Source organism: Streptomyces sp. 11-1-2 (genome assembly GCF_003595545.1).
GTDB lineage: Bacteria > Actinomycetota > Actinomycetes > Streptomycetales > Streptomycetaceae > Streptomyces > Streptomyces hygroscopicus_B.
The window spans coordinates 2,544,010-2,560,638 of the sequence record NZ_CP022545.1 but is presented as its reverse complement, the minus strand read 5'-3'; the positions used below and the strand labels follow the sequence as shown (position 1 = coordinate 2,560,638).

16 protein-coding genes and 1 pseudogene are annotated in these 16,629 nt (G+C 68.0%); 8 read left to right on the top strand and 9 right to left on the bottom strand.

What is annotated here, in order from left to right:
* Positions 1-64: 64 nt before the first annotated feature.
* The 3 genes from CGL27_RS10655 to sbnA all read right to left on the bottom strand — a co-directional run bounded on the left by CGL27_RS10655 (position 65) and on the right by sbnA (position 2,282).
* Positions 65-289, bottom strand: coding sequence for an MbtH family NRPS accessory protein (locus CGL27_RS10655; protein ID WP_086709734.1), 225 nt, complete (start codon positions 287-289; stop codon positions 65-67).
* 80 nt (positions 290-369) lie between these two features.
* Positions 370-1,380: a 2,3-diaminopropionate biosynthesis protein SbnB gene (gene sbnB, locus CGL27_RS10650; protein ID WP_240450451.1), complete on the bottom strand. Its 1,011-nt coding sequence runs from the start codon at positions 1,378-1,380 to the stop codon at positions 370-372.
* A complete protein-coding gene (gene sbnA, locus CGL27_RS10645; protein WP_346345785.1) occupies positions 1,368-2,282 on the bottom strand; it encodes a 2,3-diaminopropionate biosynthesis protein SbnA in 915 nt (304 codons plus the stop codon). The genes sbnB and sbnA overlap by 13 nt, the downstream gene beginning before the upstream one ends.
* A gap of 313 nt (positions 2,283-2,595) precedes the next feature.
* Between sbnA and CGL27_RS10640 the strand changes: the two genes are divergently transcribed.
* From CGL27_RS10640 to CGL27_RS10620, 5 genes are all read left to right on the top strand, one after another.
* Complete coding sequence (locus CGL27_RS10640; RefSeq protein WP_119986168.1) at positions 2,596-4,449, top strand: acyl-CoA dehydrogenase family protein; 1,854 nt, start codon at positions 2,596-2,598, stop codon at positions 4,447-4,449.
* Positions 4,446-6,167, top strand: a complete 1,722-nt coding sequence (locus tag CGL27_RS10635; protein WP_119986166.1) for an acyl-CoA dehydrogenase — start codon at positions 4,446-4,448, stop codon at positions 6,165-6,167. The genes CGL27_RS10640 and CGL27_RS10635 overlap by 4 nt, the downstream gene beginning before the upstream one ends.
* Positions 6,168-6,246: 79 nt before the next feature.
* Positions 6,247-6,513, top strand: a complete 267-nt coding sequence (locus tag CGL27_RS10630; RefSeq protein ID WP_086709729.1) for an acyl carrier protein — start codon at positions 6,247-6,249, stop codon at positions 6,511-6,513.
* Positions 6,513-7,898: a condensation domain-containing protein gene (locus CGL27_RS10625; RefSeq protein WP_119986164.1), complete on the top strand. Its 1,386-nt coding sequence runs from the start codon at positions 6,513-6,515 to the stop codon at positions 7,896-7,898. Before CGL27_RS10630 ends, CGL27_RS10625 begins: the two co-directional genes overlap by 1 nt.
* Before the next feature lie 61 nt (positions 7,899-7,959).
* On the top strand, positions 7,960-9,720 hold the full coding sequence (locus tag CGL27_RS10620; protein ID WP_240450450.1) for a fatty acyl-AMP ligase: 1,761 nt from the start codon (positions 7,960-7,962) through the stop codon (positions 9,718-9,720).
* A 123-nt stretch (positions 9,721-9,843) separates the two neighbouring features.
* Here CGL27_RS10620 and CGL27_RS10615 read toward each other — a convergent pair whose 3' ends face one another.
* The gene (locus tag CGL27_RS10615; protein WP_119994339.1) at positions 9,844-10,956 is read right to left on the bottom strand and encodes an integrase core domain-containing protein; all 1,113 of its coding nucleotides are present in this window, start codon (positions 10,954-10,956) and stop codon (positions 9,844-9,846) included.
* Positions 10,957-11,048: 92 nt separating this feature from the next.
* On the opposite strand from CGL27_RS10615, the gene CGL27_RS10610 reads away from it, so the two are divergent.
* A complete protein-coding gene (locus CGL27_RS10610) occupies positions 11,049-11,555 on the top strand; it encodes an aminotransferase class I/II-fold pyridoxal phosphate-dependent enzyme (protein WP_346345784.1) in 507 nt (168 codons plus the stop codon).
* Complete coding sequence (locus tag CGL27_RS51825) at positions 11,501-11,998, top strand: recombinase family protein (protein ID WP_240450963.1); 498 nt, start codon at positions 11,501-11,503, stop codon at positions 11,996-11,998. The genes CGL27_RS10610 and CGL27_RS51825 overlap by 55 nt, the downstream gene beginning before the upstream one ends.
* Before the next feature lie 17 nt (positions 11,999-12,015).
* On the opposite strand, the pseudogene CGL27_RS10600 reads toward CGL27_RS51825, so the two are convergent.
* Positions 12,016-12,903, bottom strand: a pseudogene (locus CGL27_RS10600) (IS982 family transposase); the annotation flags it as partial.
* 67 nt (positions 12,904-12,970) lie between these two features.
* Between CGL27_RS10600 and CGL27_RS53445 the strand changes: the two are divergent.
* Positions 12,971-13,141, top strand: coding sequence for a recombinase family protein (locus tag CGL27_RS53445; RefSeq protein ID WP_346345730.1), 171 nt, complete (start codon positions 12,971-12,973; stop codon positions 13,139-13,141).
* Between the two features lie 413 nt (positions 13,142-13,554).
* Here the strand turns inward: CGL27_RS53445 and CGL27_RS51815 are convergent, their stop codons facing one another.
* The 4 genes from CGL27_RS51815 to CGL27_RS10580 all read right to left on the bottom strand — a co-directional run bounded on the left by CGL27_RS51815 (position 13,555) and on the right by CGL27_RS10580 (position 16,555).
* Positions 13,555-14,238 (bottom strand): hypothetical protein, encoded by a 684-nt coding sequence (locus CGL27_RS51815; RefSeq protein ID WP_240450448.1) that lies wholly within the window; start codon positions 14,236-14,238, stop codon positions 13,555-13,557.
* A gap of 183 nt (positions 14,239-14,421) precedes the next feature.
* Positions 14,422-15,153 (bottom strand): hypothetical protein, encoded by a 732-nt coding sequence (locus tag CGL27_RS51810; RefSeq protein WP_240450447.1) that lies wholly within the window; start codon positions 15,151-15,153, stop codon positions 14,422-14,424.
* Complete coding sequence (locus tag CGL27_RS10585) at positions 15,150-15,479, bottom strand: helix-turn-helix transcriptional regulator (protein WP_119986158.1); 330 nt, start codon at positions 15,477-15,479, stop codon at positions 15,150-15,152. Before CGL27_RS10585 ends, CGL27_RS51810 begins: the two co-directional genes overlap by 4 nt.
* Positions 15,479-16,555 (bottom strand): site-specific integrase, encoded by a 1,077-nt coding sequence (locus CGL27_RS10580; protein ID WP_119986156.1) that lies wholly within the window; start codon positions 16,553-16,555, stop codon positions 15,479-15,481. Before CGL27_RS10580 ends, CGL27_RS10585 begins: the two co-directional genes overlap by 1 nt.
* Positions 16,556-16,629: the final 74 nt, after the last annotated feature.

Genomic DNA, 16,629 nt, shown 5'->3' with positions numbered 1-16,629 from the left:
ACTGACCTGACGCCAGGTGCGACGCGAAGAGCACGGTGGTGGGGTGCGCGCCCCAGGGGGCTGTTCAGACCGCGGTGTGCTGTCCCTCCATGCGGCGACGCAGGCTCAGCGGACGCATGTCGGTCCAGATGTCGCCGATGCGGGCCAGGCACTCGTCACGGGTGCCCTCCGTGCCCTCGGCGTGCCATCCGGCGGGCAGGTCACGGTGGGCCCACCAGATCGAGTACTGCTCCTCGTCGTTGAGGACCACGCGGTAGACGGTGTTGTCGTCGTTCTGCTCGACGGACATGGTTCTCCTCGGTGAGTGGGTGAGTGCGTGAAGGGGGTGAACGGGATTGCCTGGTGCGCTTGTCGGAGCGGGGCAGGTCGTCAGGACAGGAAGTCCGTGATCTCCACGCCCAGGCCCTGCCTCCGCGCCGCGGCGTGCACGTCGACGGCGAGGGCGAGGTCGAGGATCCCGAGGCCGAAGGGCGAGAAGACGGTGACCTTCTCCGGGTCGGGGGTGAACGCGGTTGCGTCGGCCAGGAGTTGACCGATCGACGCGTCGATGAAGGTCCGGCGCCCGGTGGCCTGTTCGGCCAGGTGGAGCGAGGTGTTCTCCCGGCACACGTGATCCGCGTCGTCCACGATGTTGTGCGCCCCGAGGAGCGTCTCGGGGTCGATGTCGCGCAGCGAGACGTGCAGGACCACGGAGCCGGGCTCGGCCGCGGTGAGATCGGTGTGCGGAACGCCCGCCGACGTGGCGAAGGAAATCAGTCCGTGCGCCGCGAGGGCGTCGTCCAGAGTCTCCGCCCGGGTGATCCGCGCGGCTGGCAGGACTTCGGCGCATTGGCGCGCGAATTCAAGGGCGCGGGGTGCCGAGCTGTCGTGGACCGTCACCGACCGGATACCGGGAACGGCCACCTTGAGATAACGCAGGATTTCCAGGTTGATGACACCGCAGCCGATGAGTGAAACACCCTCTGGACGGCGATCCCGGGTGAGAACATCGGCGGCCAGCGCGGCACTCGCCGCCGTACGGGCCGCTGAAATCAGGGACCCCTCGAGAAGGACCTCGGCACGGCCGGTGCGCAGCGAGTTGAGGATCATGACCGCGCTGGCCCTGGCTATGCCGGTTTCGATGTTCCCAGGGAACGAGGAAATCCACTTGATGCCCGCTGCAGGGTGCTCCCCGCCACGGTACGAGGGAAGCCCGATGATGCGGTTGGCCGGTTGTTCGGGAAAGCGCAGAAAAATGGAGTGGGGGAGGGACGTGACTCCCTGCTCGTGCAGGAGGTAGGCCTCCCGGACCGCCCCAATTTGCTCACGCTCACGCCCACGGAAGAGCTTCTCAACATCGCCTTGACGAATTACCAGCACAGTACTGATCAGTCCTTCCATAAGTGCGAGACCTCACCGAAGGTTTCACGCACCCAGACGTCGGAATAGATGGTCTTGAGGTAGCGGTCTCCCCCGTCGGGAAAGATGAGCGCACAGACGGATTCCGGCGGAATGCGGGGCAGCATCTTGGCGAACGCCGCCAGCGTGGCGCCGGATGATCCACCGGCCAGGATCGCCTCCTGGTCGACCAGCCTCCGGCACTGGACGACGCAGTCGAGATCGGTCACGTGCACGACCTCGTCGGCCGCATCCGGATCCATGAGCGCCGGGCGCACCGACGCGCCATGGCCCGGAATCAGGCGCCTGGTGGGACGCTGGCCGAAGATCGCGCTGCCGACCGCGTCCACCGCGACGACCTTGGTCCCCAGGCCTGCGTCGCGAATGTAGTCCGAGCAGCCGCGCAATGTGCCGAAAGTGCCGACCGAGCAGAACAGGTAGTCGAGGCGGCCCCCCAGGGCCTCGGCGATCTCGCGCATGGTGCTTTCGTGCGCTCGCGGGTTGAACAGGTTGCCGTACTGGTCAGGTGTGTAGGAGTTCGGGATGCCGTCCAGGAGCTCCCGCACCCGCCGCAGCCTGACCGGCAGAAATTCCCCTGTCTCGGTGTCCCGCTCCTCCACCACGTCCACCTCGGCTCCATAGGCCCGCAGGATGGAGAGGTTCTGCTCGGTGGTCTTGGCGTCGACCACGCAGATGAAACGCAGGCCGAGGTAGCGGCAGGCTTGCGCGAGACCGACCGCCAGGTTTCCCGAACTGGATTCGACGACGACTGAACGCCCTGGAGTTATTTCGCCGTTGCGCAGCGCCTCACGGAGCATGCTGAGGCCGCTTCTGTCCTTCACGCTGCCGCCAGGGTTGAACCTCTCGACCTTGGCCAAGACCTGCGGACGCCCCCCTGGAAACATTTTCTGCAGCTTTACGAGGGGTGTTTTCCCGATGGTTTCCAGAATCCCCGAATGTGGTCTTTCCGGCATGGGTTCCTCTCACCTGGGCGCTCCACCGAGGAAAGCCCCCGACTCGCCGCTGAACCGGACCTTGACGATGCAATTCGGTGTGCACTGGAGACCCTAGCCGCCGCTCGGCGAGGTTGTGGATTCTGCCCTGGCAGAGATTTGCCACCGCAAGGTCCTGTCAGTCCCGACCTGCGACAGCACTCCCGCCGGTGTCCAAGACTGGGGTGTATTCGGAACTCATGTGTTCTCTGATCCAGGTGGAGTCGTGACGAAACCCCAGTTTGTCCCGGACCAACGGGCTCGCAATACGCCGCACGACCGGGCCGGCTATGCCCCGTACGACCTGGCTGGCCGATTCGACCAACAGCTGGGCGATCCCGGCCGGCGGGATCTGCCCTTCTCCGCAGCCCGTCTCCGCGAACTCGATGCCAGGGAGGAATTCCCCGAGGGCGCGGTGCGTCAGCTCGACGCCCTGCGAATGGCCACGTATTACGTGCCACAGGAGCACGGCGGTGCGCTGCGCAGCTACGAGGACTTGATCCAGCTGGTCCGGGTGGTGGCCCGTCGCGATCTGACCGCGGCGATCGCCCATACGAAGACCTATCTGGGCTCGGTGAGCACCTGGGTGGGGGGCAGCCCGACCCAACAGGCGGATCTGGGCGCCCGGGTGGCGGCCGGGACGGTGGTCGCGTGGGGACTGACCGAAAGGGAGCACGGCAGCGATCTCCTCTCCGGCGGGCTCACCGCCACGCCCACGGCGGACGGCTACCGCCTGGACGGAGAGAAGTGGCTGATCAACAACGCGACGCGCGGCGAGCTGGTCTGCGTCCTGGCCCGCGCCACACCCGAGGGAGGCGCCCGGGGCTTCAGCCTGCTCCTCGTGGACAAGAAGCAGCTCGCGCCGGGCACGTACATGTGTCTGCCCGCCGCCCGTACGCTCGGCATCCGCGGCGCCGACATCAGCGGCATCTCCTTCGACGGCGCCGAGATCCCGGCCGCGGCCCTGATCGGAGCCCCCGGTCAGGGCGTCGAGATCGTGCTGCGGAGCCTGCAGATCACCCGCACACTGTGCACCGCTCTCTCCCTGGGCGCGGTCGACCGGGCGCTGAGGATCGCGGTGCGGTTCGGGTTAGGGCACCAGCTGTACGAGCACAGACTCATCGACCTGCCCCAAGCACGCCGGACCCTCACCGAAACCTACGCCGACCTGCTCGTCCTGGAGGCGGTCACGTTGATCGCGAGTCGAGGCGTGCACACGCTCACCGAGGAGATGAGCGTGACCTCGAGTGTGGCCAAGTACCTCGTGCCGAGCACGGGCGACGAGCTCATCCGCGGCCTGGGACAGCTCCTGGGGGCGCGCAGCTACCTCAGCGAGGAGTTCGCATACGGCCTCTTTCCGAAGCTGGAGCGGGACCACCAGATCGTCGGTGTCTTCGACGGCAACACGCTGGTCAACCTGAACGCGCTGATCAATCAGTTCGGCACGCTCGCCAAGGGCTACCGCGCCGGCCGCACCAACGTCGACGGCCTCGCCCGGGCGGCCGAACTCACGGCGGGTCTTCCGGAGTTCGACCCGACCCGGCTCGTCCTGACCTCACGCACCGGCAACAGCGTCACCGCGTCCCTGCCGGACAGCGTCGACGAGCTGCGCAAGGCCGCCGAGAGTGGCGAGGTGCCCCAGTCGCTCCTGGCGCTGGCCGGAGCCGTGCACCGGATCGCCGACGAGACCCATGAACTGATGGCGGCCCATCGCCCCACGCCCCGGGACGTGCCCGCCTTCGCCTTCGATCTCGCTCAGCGCTACACCCTGTGCGCCGCGGCGGCGGCCTGTCTCCAGCTCTGGCTGCGCAACCGGGATTCGGCGCCTCGGGGCACGTCCGCGAGCGATGAACTGTGGCAGAACGGTCTGTGGCTGGAGGCCTGCCTCAGCCGCATCGTCACCCGGCTGCGTCCGGGCGTGCTCGCGGATGCCCTCCACAACGGCGATGCGGCCGGAGGCGAGGATGCCCTGGACCGGCTCATGGCCCCGCTCTTGAGCCAGTACGCGACGGACCACATGTTCTCCCTGTTGCCCTTCCCTCTCTCAGCCGAGTCCGTCGAGTCCCTGGAGGCGTCATGAGCGCGACCGCCCCTGTCCTGCCCATCGCGGCGGCAACGGCTCTGGAGGACGCACTGGGTGACGCCCACAAGCCGGACAATCCGCTGGGCTTCCGAGCCGTACTCTCCGCGGACGAGCGGGGGGAGATACTCACCGAAGGGGAACAGGCCCTGGACGCCTTTCGGTTCAACGCCGAGTACGTGCCACGCACGCTCGGCGGCCGCCTGAGCCGCATCGACCGCCTGATGCATCTGACCCGCACTGTCTCGCGGCGCGATCCCACCCTGGCCCTCGGCTACGGCTTCACCAACTACATCTCCGGCTCCGCCATGTGGACCTCCGGAAGCGAGCGCCAGCAGCAGCGGATGGCCGAACTCCTGCTGAACGGCTCCAAGACGGCCGCCGGATACAACGAACTGGCCCACGGCAACGACTTCACCCGGACCGATCTCACCGCCGTCAGGGACAAGGACGGGGACCGCCTCCTCATCAACGGCCGCAAGCAGGTCGTGAACAACATCGGCAGGGCCGATGCCGTCGTGCTGCTCGCCCGCACGGACACCGGCTCGGGCACCCGCAGCCACTCCCACCTGTTCGTGGATCTGACGGACGGACCGGCGGGCCGACTGCGCCGTGACTTCCGCTACCCGACCGTCGGGCTGCGGGGGTGCCTGATCGGAGGCGCCGAGTTCACGGGCTACCCGGTTCCGGCCGACGCCTTCATCGGCCCGCCCGGAGGAGCCATGGAAACCGTCCTGCGGGCCTTCCAGACCACGCGGGCGCTCCTGCCGGGCATGATGGTCGGCACCTCGGACACCCAGCTGCGCACCGTCGCCGTCTTCACGCTCGAACGCAGACTCTACGGACGCCGCGTGGCGGACATCCCGCACGCCCGGGCCACACTCGTCGGCGCCTTCCTCGATCTGTTGGCCGCCGACTGCCTGGCCACCGTGGCATGCCGCGGACTGCACGTCGTGCCGGACCAGACCAGTGTCCTGACCGCGGCCGCCAAGTACCTCGCGCCGAAGATCCTCCACCGGACCTCGTACGACCTCGGCACCATCCTCGGCGCGCAGTCGTACCTGCGAGACGGCGCCTACGGCATCTTCCAGAAGTTCGCCCGGGACCTGACCGCCATCACCTTCGCGCACGCCAACGCGTCGGTGTGCCAGGCGACCATGCTCCCCCAGCTCCCCCGCCTCGCCACGAAGAGCTGGCTGCGCGCCACGCCGCCCGCACCCGAACTGTTCCGGCTCGACGCGCCCCTGAGCGATATCGACTACCAGGCCCTGGAGCTCACATCCCGCGGCGTCGACCAGCTCACGGCCGTACTTCACCACCCCGACCCGGACGGCATCCTGCCCGTGGGCACCCTCGAACTGGTCAATCGCCTGTGCGGAGACCTACGGGAGCTGCGCGAGCGCTGCCTGGCGCTGCCGCCGCGCGAGCACTCCGTCGTCGCGGGCCGGGCTGGCTTCGCCCTCGCGGACCGCTACGCCCATCTCGCGATGGCGGCCACCTGTATCGGCATATGGCAGCACAACCAGCACAGTGAGGACGCCTTCCTGCGCGACCCGCTGTGGCTCACCGGCGTGCTGACCCGGACCGCCGCACGGCTCGGTCACGACGTGGCCCCCCTGCCAGGCGCCTCGGAGGGGCAGCTCTTCGCGGAACTGGTCGCCCGCGTCGAGCGAGGAGAGGGCTTCGACTTCTGCCGGCCGCGGCTCGCCCGCGCCTGAGGCTTCGCTCGCCGGCCACCCCTCGCTTCCCCGTCCCACTCTCACCTTCCAACACTTCGAGTCCTCAAGGAGTCTCCGCATGCCCGAGACCAGCACCACGGCAACCACCGGGTCCATCAGCGCCTGGCTCACCGAACGCGTCGCGTACTTCCTCGACATCAACGCGGCCGAGGTGGCGCGGGACGCCAAGCTGGTGGAGATCGGCCTCGACTCCGTCTACGCGCTCACGCTCTGCGGCGATGTCGAGGAGGAGTACGGCTTGGTCGTGGAAGCCACGCTCGCCTGGGACCACCCCACCATCGACGCCCTCACCGCCTACATACACTCCGAACTGGACGCCGCCTGATGCAGGACTCGCGGCCCCTGTCCATCGGCCAGGAGGCGCTCTGGTTCCTGTATCGGATGGCTCCCGACAGCCCCGCCTACAACGTCCAGGGCGCACTGCGCATCCGCGCCCACCTCGACGACGACCGGCTCCGTCAGGCCCTGCGCGCCGTCGTGGACCGTCACGACGTGCTCCGTTCCACCATCGCCGAGACGGCGGCCGGCCCACGGCGCCTCGTCGGGCCCCCGAACACGGTCGCCCTCGCTGTACGGGACGTGCCGGAGGCCGGCGCGGAAGAATTGGTCAAGTGGGTGAGGGAGTTCGGCGAAGCTCCCTTCGATCTTTCCGGCCGGGGCACCTGCCGGGCACTACTGCTGCGCCGGGCGCCGGACGACGTCGTGCTCGCGGTGGCCACGCACCACATCGTCACCGACGCGACCTCGCAGTGGCTGCTGCTCCAGGACCTCCTCGACGCCTACACCGCCCCCGAGGAGGCACAACTGCCGCCACTCAGACGCGGCTACGACGACTACGTGGCCGCGGAGCAGCGGACGCTCTCCGGCCCACGCCGCGAACAACTGCGCTCCTTCTGGGCGGAGTTCTGCGGCGCGGCACCCGCTGGTGAGCTGCCCATGGACCGTCCGCGCCCCCAGGTCCGAGCACTCTTCGACGGCGCCACCTGCGAGCTGCGCGTGCCCGACCGCCTGGTGCCCCGGTTGCGGCACACCGCACAGCAGACGGGCGTCACCACGTTCGCCCTGCTCTTGGGCGTGTTCCAGTCGTTCATCCACCGCTACAGCGGCGAACCCGGCTTCCTGGTGGGCTGCCCCACCACCACCAGAACCGGTCCCGGCATGCGCCAGGTCGTCGGCTACCTGGTGAACACCCTCACTCTGCCCGCCCACTTCGGCCCGGCGACGACCTTCGCCGGGGCGGCGGCCGCAGCACAGCGTCATGTGCTGGCGGCGATGAAGCACGGCGCCTACCCCTATGCCCTCTTGGCAGGGGAAAGCCGGTACACGAGCCGGAATCCCCCCGCGCGCATCGCGTTCACCATGGTCGCCCCGAGTCGTTTGGAACCGCTACTCCAGCTCGTCACCGAGGCCGCCGCCACCGGTGGCGAGGCCGAGTACCGGGGACTACCCCTCTCCCTGGTCGATGTGCCGCAGATGGAAGGGCAGTTCGACATCTCCGTGGAGATGCGACAGAGCGAATCGGCGCTGACCGCGGTGTTCCGCTATGCCACCGACCTGTTCGACGAGGAGACCGTACGGCAGTTCCTCGACCACTACGTGGAACTGCTCGCCGCGGCCGTCGAAGACCCGAACGCGCTGGTCGCGGGCACTTCACTGCTCGACGACGCCGAGCTGGGCGCCCTGCTGGCACTGGGCACAGCCGACGACTGAACTCCGTCACCGCGCACGATCCGCCACCTCATGCACAGGGGACACCATGGCTGTTTCACTCATGCACCATTCCAGCGCCACAGCGCTTATCCGGGAGAACGCGCTGACCGCTCCGCACGCCCCGGCGATCATCTTCGTACGAGATCCGTCGATGGAGGGTGGCGACGAGACCTGGTCGTACGGTCGGCTCGATCACGAAGCACGCAAGATCGCCGGCTGGTTGCAGAGGCGGTACGCGCCCGGCACGCGGGTCCTGCTGCTCTACCCCGAGGGCCCGGAGTTCGCCGCTGCCTTCGTGGGCTGCCTGTACGCGAGTATGATCGCCGTCCCTTCTTCACTGCCCGGGCAGTACCAGCACCAACGGCGCCGGGTGGACTCCATCGCCGAGGACGCCTCGGTCGCGGTGGTACTCACCTGCCACGCGGCCTCCGCCTCCGTGGGGGACTGGGCCGTGTCGCAGCCGGCACAGGGGCTGCGCTGGGCGGTGACGGACGGGCCGGAGTTCTCCGACTCCGATGCCGAGGCCTGGCGTCTGCGCGGCATGGACCAGGACACGCTGGCCCTCCTGCAGTACACCTCCGGCTCCACCTCGACTCCCAAGGGAGTCATGGTCAGCCACGGGAACCTGCTGCACAACTCGGAAATCCTCTGTCGGCCCTTCGGCCTCGACCGCACCACCCGCTTCGGGTCGTGGATCCCGCAGTACCACGACATGGGACTGCTGGCGATTCTGCTGCCCCCGCTCCTGCTCGGCGGCACCTGCGTGCTGATGACGCCGACCACCTTCCTGAAACGCCCCCACTGGTGGCTGAAGATGGTTGACAAGTACGACATCACATGGTCCGCCGCTCCCAACTTCGCGTACGACCTCTGCGCCCGGCAGGTCACCGAGGAACAACTGGCCGAGTTGGACCTGTCCCGCTGGAGGTTCGCCGCCAACGGCTCCGAGCCCGTCCAGGCGGCCACGCTCACCGCGTTCACCAAGAGGTTCGCACCCGCCGGCTTCCGCAGCGATGCCATGGCCCCCTGCTACGGCATGGCCGAGGCGACCGTCTTCATCTCCGGCACCGGACAGCGCGAGCTGGCTGTCAGCCATGTTGACGACACCCTCCTGGAACACCACACTTTCCGTCCGGTCCCCCTCTCGTCGGGCGGCCGCGACGTGGTCAGTTGCGGCAGCGGGCAGGACTACGACATACGGATCGTCGACCCGAAGACCCGCGAGGTGCTGCAGGAGGGACGGGTCGGCGAGATCTGGCTCAGGGGGCAGAGCGTCGCCCAGGGCTACTGGGGCCGCAAGGACGCCACGCGCGAGACGTTCCAGGCCGTCACGGCGGACGGCGACGGCGGCTATCTCCGGACAGGCGATCTGGGCACTCTCCACAACGGCGAGGTCCACGTCACAGGGCGGTTGAAGGAACTCATCATTCTGCGCGGCCGGAACATCTACCCGCAGGACATCGAGCACTTCCTCCGGGCCCGGCGCCCCGAGCTCGTCGGACTGTTCGGCGCGGCCTTCGTCGTACCCGTCCAGAGCCCGGGCGGCGGCGTCGAAGAACAGCTGATCGTGACGCACGAGGTGCGCGGCGGAATCTCCCAGGACGACCTCGCGACGCTTACGACGAGCATGCGGGCGGATCTCATCCGGGAGTACAGCATCCGGCCGGGCGCCATCGCCCTGGTTCGCCGGGGCGGGGTCCTCCGCACGACGAGCGGGAAGATTCAGCGGGCGGCGATGCGTGCCACGTTCCTCGAAGGCGGCCTGGAGACCCGCTGGTTGGACGTGAACCGTGAGGTCGGCGGGCTGATCGCCCGCGCTTGACCATCCAAGGCGGAGTCACGAGTCCCTGTCACTGAGCGGACCGCGCCCAGTGACAGCGGATGGCCCTCGGCAGACACTCCCGGCATCAGCCACCATGGGTCCTGAAGGGTGTCATTATTCCGATCAGGCTGCTGAGCTGGGCGTTCTCTGTCGATGGCGAGTCAATCGGAGTGGCGTGGTGTGGTACTGGTTGAGCAGTCCACCGAGTACCTGGCGGCGCCTGATTGTGCCAGCAGGTAGGGGGATGATGTTCGGGTCGTCGTCTGGGGCTCGTAGGTCCAGGCTGCGGTGGGGCCGTCCCGCGTTGTAGTGCTCGGCATACGTGGTGAGGACGGTGCGCAGATGTCGTTCGCCGGTGATGAGGAGGCGGTCGGTGCACTCGGTGCGGGCTGTGCGTATCCATCGTTCGGCGAACGCGTTTGACCGAGGGCTCTGCGGCGGTGTTGGGATGACGGCTGTGCCGTTGTCGGCGAAGACGGCGTCGAACGCGGCGGTGAACTTGCTGTCCCGGTCGCGGATGAGGAACCGGAAGCACCCAGTCCTCTCCTCGAGGTCCATGAGCAGGTTGCGGGCGAGTTGAGTAACCCTTACGCCTGTAGGGCGTGCGGTGACGCCCAGGACATGGACGGGCCGGGTCTTGATCTCCATGACGAAGAAGACGTAGAGACGTTTGAGGAAGACGGTCTCTACGTGCATGAAGTCGCAGGCGAGCAGCGTGTGGGCCGGGGCGCGGAGGAAGGAGCGCCAGGTCTGCTGGGAGGCGCGCTGCGGTGCGGGCGGTAGACCGGAGCGGCGCAGGACGCGCCGGATCGTGGCGGCGGCGACCCGATGGCCGAGCCGTCGCAGTTCACCCTGGATCCTGACGTAGCCCCAGGTGGGGTTCTCTGTCGCCAGGCGCTGGATGAGCGCGACTGTCTCTTCCAGCAACGGTGGCCGACCGGGTCCGACCGCCGTCTGGCGCCACTTCCAGCGCACCAGACGGCGGTGCCAGTTCAGCAGGGTGCCCGGAGTGACCAGCCGATGGCGACGTAAGACGGAGGGCAGTTGCCGCGCGAGAGCGGAGAGCACGGCACGGTCAGCCCACGAAAACCGCGGCCGCTCCACCTGCCGGCGAAGCACAGCGACCTCATGACGAAGCACGAGGATCTCAGCATTGTTCGCGGCGGTCGATCGGCCCAGCAAGAGTAAGCAGCCCAGTAGTCGGCAGAAGATCAGGTAGAGCAGTCGCAGACCCACGATCACTGATCATGCCCACATTCAGACGATCACAAAGCCCCAGGTCAACCACCGTACGGCAATAAAGACACCCTTCAGGCTTCACCGCCTCGATCGCCGACCTGTACGAGCGCGGCATCTCCACCGGCAGCATGTCCAAGCCCTACTCCCTGGCTGGACTGCGCCTGGGCTGGATCGTCGGCCCCACCCGCCTCCTCGCCGAGGTAGCCACCCACCGGGACTACACCACCATCAGCGTCGGACGCGTCGACGACCTCCTGGCCTGCGTCGCCCTGGAGAACAAGGACGCCGTCCTCGCCCGCTCCCACCAGATCACCCGCACCAACCTCGCCATCCTCGACGAGTGGGTCACCGGCCGTGACGACATCACCTACGTCAAACCGGCCTCGGGCACCACCGCGCTCCTGCGCTACAACGCCCCGATCGGTTCCTACGAGTTCTGCACCCGCCTACTCGGGGAGACCGGCGTCATGTTCACCCCCGGCGCCGCCTTCGACATCGAGCACACCGTCCGCATCGGCTTCGCCGACGACACCGAGACCCTGTGCACCGGCCTGGAACTGGTCGGCCAGTTCCTCGACCGCCTCGCCCAGGACTGACTCACCGGCAAGAGGGCCGGGGGAACCCGGGTGCCCCGCCTGAAGAAGGCGCTGCGCATCCCGACCCGGCGGACCGGGGGCCGGGTCGGCCATGGCGCCCGGGCACTCCGCCGTCGGCGCCGATCGACCCGGACCTGCCGAGCGCGGACATCCGCATCGGGTACGCCCGCTGCTCGACGCTCACCCAGGAACTCCAGTCGCAGGTCGACGCGCCCGACAAGCACGGCATCGAGCGCGACAAGGTGTTCTCCGAGAAGATCAGCACCCGCGTCCGGGTGCGGCCACAGTTCGAGGCCGCGCTCGCACTGGCCCGCCAGATCAAGGCCCACGCCCCGCACTGCCGGGTCATCTTCACCGTGTACGAGATGAAGCGCCTCGGCTGCGACGCTGCCGAACTCACCGCGCTCGCCGACCACCTCACCGCCCACGGCCTGGACGAGTAAGTCCGAAGGCTTGGCCAGTGGTCGTAGGCGATCAGTGATCGTGTGATGGCTCGGCCCGTCGTGCGGTTGTGCCAGATCGCGGCCGTCATGGCGAGGATCCGTTGTTCGACCCGGGCGAGGACGCCTGCGGGGGGTTCTCGCTCCGTGACCCTCGAGGTCGAGCTAGCCCTTGAGGGTGTCATTGACCGACTCGATGAGCTGGCGGATGGGCTTGAGCAGGTGTTCCCCGGGCCGGGGCTTGAGGGAGCGGTAGCTGGGCCGCAGCAGGGTCGGGCCGTGCTCGGCCAGGAAAGCGTCGAGGTGTTTGGACACGTAGCCCTTGTCGCCGACGATCGTCTGTCCGGGGTGTGTGGCCAGCAGGTCCTGGTCACCGGTGAGCATGTCCGCCAGCACCTCGCGTTCGTCGATTTTGGGGTTGGCCAGGGCCCAGGCGATCGGCAGGCCGCCAGGCGTGCACATCAGGTGCAGTCGCAGGCCCCAGAAGAATCGGGAGTGCGAGGGGCAGTAGCCGTACCCGGCCCAGCCGGCCAGGTCGGAACGCTTCACGGTGGGCCGTGAGCGGGCGCACTCCACCGGGGTGGAGTCCACGATCCACACATCGTCGTGCCACAGGTCGCTGTCCAGGGCGAGCGTGCGGATGAACCTGCTGATCAGCCTGTTCGCGGCCCGCAGGCGCTTGTTGTAGCCAGACTGCCCGGGCAGGTAGGGAAACTCGGCGGCCAGATGGACGCGCGCGAACCGCAGCCAGCGGGCCTCGGAGGCGAATCCGAGCAGAGCCTGCATCACCGCCAGCGTCAACAACTCGGCGTCCGTCAGCCGGGGCGGGCGCCCCCATCGCCGCGTTCCTGCCAGAGTGTCATCGATCTTCACGGTGCTGTCGCGAGGGTCTCGAGGTCTGTCGTCACAAACGGACTAACGAGACCCTCGCTTCATGCACCCGGAGACTTCGGACTTACTCGTCTAGTCCTGGAGATGCTCGCCGGCCCCCTGCCTGGAATCTACGACCCCACAGGCCCGGGAAAGCTGCTGTTCGCATTCTTCGCGGCGATGGCGCAGACCGAGCGGGAGAACATTCGCGAGTCCACGCCCGAAGGGCTCGACACCGCGGCCCGCAAGGGCAAGCACGGCGGCCGCCCGTCATAACCGACGACATGCTCCACACCGTGCTCCGCCGCCTCGCGGCCGGCGAGCCCGTCGAGCAGATTCAGCCCGACCTGATCATCCCCACCGGCAAGCGCAAGGGCCAGAACCCCTCGGTGGCCAGCATCCACCGGGCACTCGCCGAGCACGCCAAGCGCGAGGCATACCCCGAAGCCGTCGCCCAGGCACACGCCGACTTCTCCGCCCTCCAGGCCGGAGAGGTCCCGAGCCACGGGCCAAGTCACAGCCCGTACGGTGGCACGCCTTCAGGGGCACGGGAGCGCTTAGCGCTAACGGCTGTTCCGTTGTTTCCCCGAGGCCGGAGAGGCTCGCGAGTTCGAGGAAACTGAAGGTTCTTCAGGACGAACCCGAGGGCGTGTTGCCCAAATTCTGGGGATGGGCCCGTGGGTTCCCGGTCAACTCACGGGGTCGGCTTCGGCAGCTTGCTCCAGCAGTGCCCGTGCGGAGTCCGAGTAACGCATGGCGGTCTTCTCGTGCAGCCCGAACACCTCGGCGAGATGGAGAGGGTCAGGGCCCTGAATCATGGCCTCTTCGAGTTGTCGATCGACGCGGAGCCTTTCCAAGGTTGCCGCCTGGCCGCGCAGAGGCCCGCGGATCCAGCGGTTGCTGGCGCGACCCGTTCCCGTGGCGGTCTGGCTATTGATCAGCAGGTGGAGGTTGGCCGTGTTCGGCCAGCGCTCGCGCCGGTATTCCAGCCAGTCCAGCAGTAGTTTCAGGGTGAGATCGTCGAGCGGCCGGACTCGTCCGGCGATAGCCAGGCGGCGGTTCCCGATGTCGGCATCGTCGAGCATCATGGTGGCGATCTGGGCGACCCGGGCTGCGTGCACCGCCGCGAGAGCGAGGACGAGCCGGGTGGCCGGCGTGGTGGCGGCGGCGACAGAGCGGTCGATCTGGTCGGGTGCGAGCGGTTGGAGCACGCTGTACTCAATTTGGCCGACCTTGATACGGCTGGCCGGGTTGCGGAAGATCAGGCCCGACCGCTTGGCCCAGGCGAACAGTGAACGCAGGGCGACGAGTTCATCTATGCGGTGGTGGCCGTGCAGTGTCTTGGCGTGGACCAGGACGTCTTCGCGGGTCACCTCCCGCAGGTGGTCGTAGCGGTTCGACCACGCCAACAGTGCTGGGCGGGCCCCGTTGAGGTAGAGCCGGACCGTGGCTTGCTGCCGCGGCAGGCTGCGGGGGCCGCCATCCCGCAGAACTCTGGTCCAGCGTTCGGCTTCCGCAGCGATGCCGGGGGCGGTGCCCTCCAGACGCTCAACGAGTCACCGCTCGAAGAAGGGTTCCTCGTCATCCAGGAAGATTCCCATCTCCTCAAGGACCGTGATGACGTGGCCAACCCGCAGGTCGAGGGCACGGAGCGGGGCGAATATCTCACTGTGGCGGATGACGTCGCCCTCGGTGTATGCCGTAAGAACGACTGCCAGTCCGCGGTTGACAGCGAAGCGGATGCCGCGTCCCCAGCCCCGGGCTTCAGCGAGTTGGTGGGCGAGGTGCTTCGCCCAGGCCAGCCAGGGACTGGCCAGGTCGGCGGCGGCTGGGTCGAGCCGGCCGAAGTCACGCGGAACCTGTTCGAACAGCGGCAGTTGTCTCCAACCGGTGCTCGGCCGTGAGCGCGATGTGGGTGGCGGCTTGCGGGACGCTTCTCGTGCCTTGACATGGTGCAGGGCGGTGAGAGCTGATCCTCTGCGGTAGTGCAGGCCCACGAAGAAGAGCTGGTGATGACGGACGGTCTGGAGCCACGAGGTCATCACCTCGCCGGTGACGGTCGGCATGCCGGTGGCCGTCCTGGCGTTGAGCCGGGCCTGGCACCAGCACAGACGGCAGTACTCCCACTTCAGTGGCTGGACTCGCCGACAGCCGACGCAGGTGGCCGCCTCGTGATTGCGGCCGAAGGTGTAGCAGGCAGGACAGAGGCGTCCGCTGAAATCGCCCCAGGCCAGACAGCTCTCGCAGGAGTCAGTGGGCTTGACGTAGCCCTTCGGATACCGGCTCATGCCGGAGGCAGCGACCGGCCGTCGCGGCGCTTGGGCACCACCGCCGGAGCGATGGTGCCGGAGCCGACCGCGACTCGATCGGTCTCCTTCTCACCGGGGCGGTTGACCTTGCCCGGCTCCGGAATCAGCAGGTCGCTGATCTCGCAGCCGAGGACGACGCAGATGACGTCCAGGTCCTCCAACTTGAGCGAAACGGGCTGCCCGGACCACAGACCGGACATCTTCCCCGCCGAGATCACCAACCCGTGCTCAGCCAGGTTTCGCTGGAGCTCGGAAGCCTTCCAGACCCCTTTGTTCGCGGCGGTCAGCCGCAGGTTCCACCTCATCAGACCAGTCCTTCCAGCCGCTTCGCGGCCCGTTCCATCCCGGCGACCCAGGCGTCCTCGACCCGGGTCTGCTGGACGTGGATGTATCGCATCGTGGTGGCGATCCACGAGTGTCCCAAAACCTCCTGGATTGTGAGCAAGTCCAGTCCATTTCCGTAGAGTTGGGACGCGCAGAAATGTCGCAGGACGTGCGGTGTCAGCTTCTTGCCCCACCCGGGCAGGTGCACTTTGGCCGCGTCCTTGAGCCCATTGCGCAGGGCATCGTCGCCCACCCGACGCGAGGATCCGTCGGCGTTCTTGCGCTCGGACGGGAACAGCGGGGCGCCAGGGCGGGTGTGGTCGTCGTCGAACTGGCCCCAGATGTCCTCGATGAACCACCGAAGGGTCCGGTCGGCGCCGTTGATCAGCGGCACCATCCGCTCGCGCGGGCCCGAGCCGCGGGCGCCCTTGCCGTGGCGGACGTGGAGCTTGCCGAATCGGCCCAGGTCCCACTTGACGTCATCCAGGTCGAGCCCGCATGCCTCGCTCACCCGCAGGCCGACCTGGGACAACAGCTTCGAGGCGGTGTAGTTCCTGGCGGTAGGGGCGAACTTGCGGCAGGTGGCCAGCTCACCGCCCCAGCCGGTGAAGAGCGCCCCGACTTCCGGCTCGCTCGGTGGGATCCGCAGCTGGGCGTCCTTCGTGCCGCGCGGCTTGTTCATCTCGTCGATCGGGCACTCGATGACCCGGCCGGTCATCCGGTGCAGTTCGACCTTGTGCCGCAGCTCCAGGAACATGAAGTACGTGCTCAGCGCCTGGGAGCGGGCCAGCCGGGTGCCGCTCGGCGAGCCACGCAGCACCTTCCCGAAGTACGCGTCGGCGTCGGCCGGCTCCATATCCCACAGCGGTCGGCCGAACCAGGTTCTGATCTGGTCCAGGTGTCCGACATCTCCGCGGATCGTGCCGTCCGCCAGTCCTGCCGAGGCGCGTGCGAGGACGAACCCGGACAGCGCGTCGGCCTCGAACTGCTCCAGTTCCTCCGCCGACGCGGGCACCCAGCGCTCGCGCAGGTCCCGTACGACTGCCAGCGCCGTCAACCCGAGCCCCCTCACCTTCGGCCCGACTGCGGATCGGTCGGACACGGTGAGAACGCTTCAAGAATCCCGAAGTT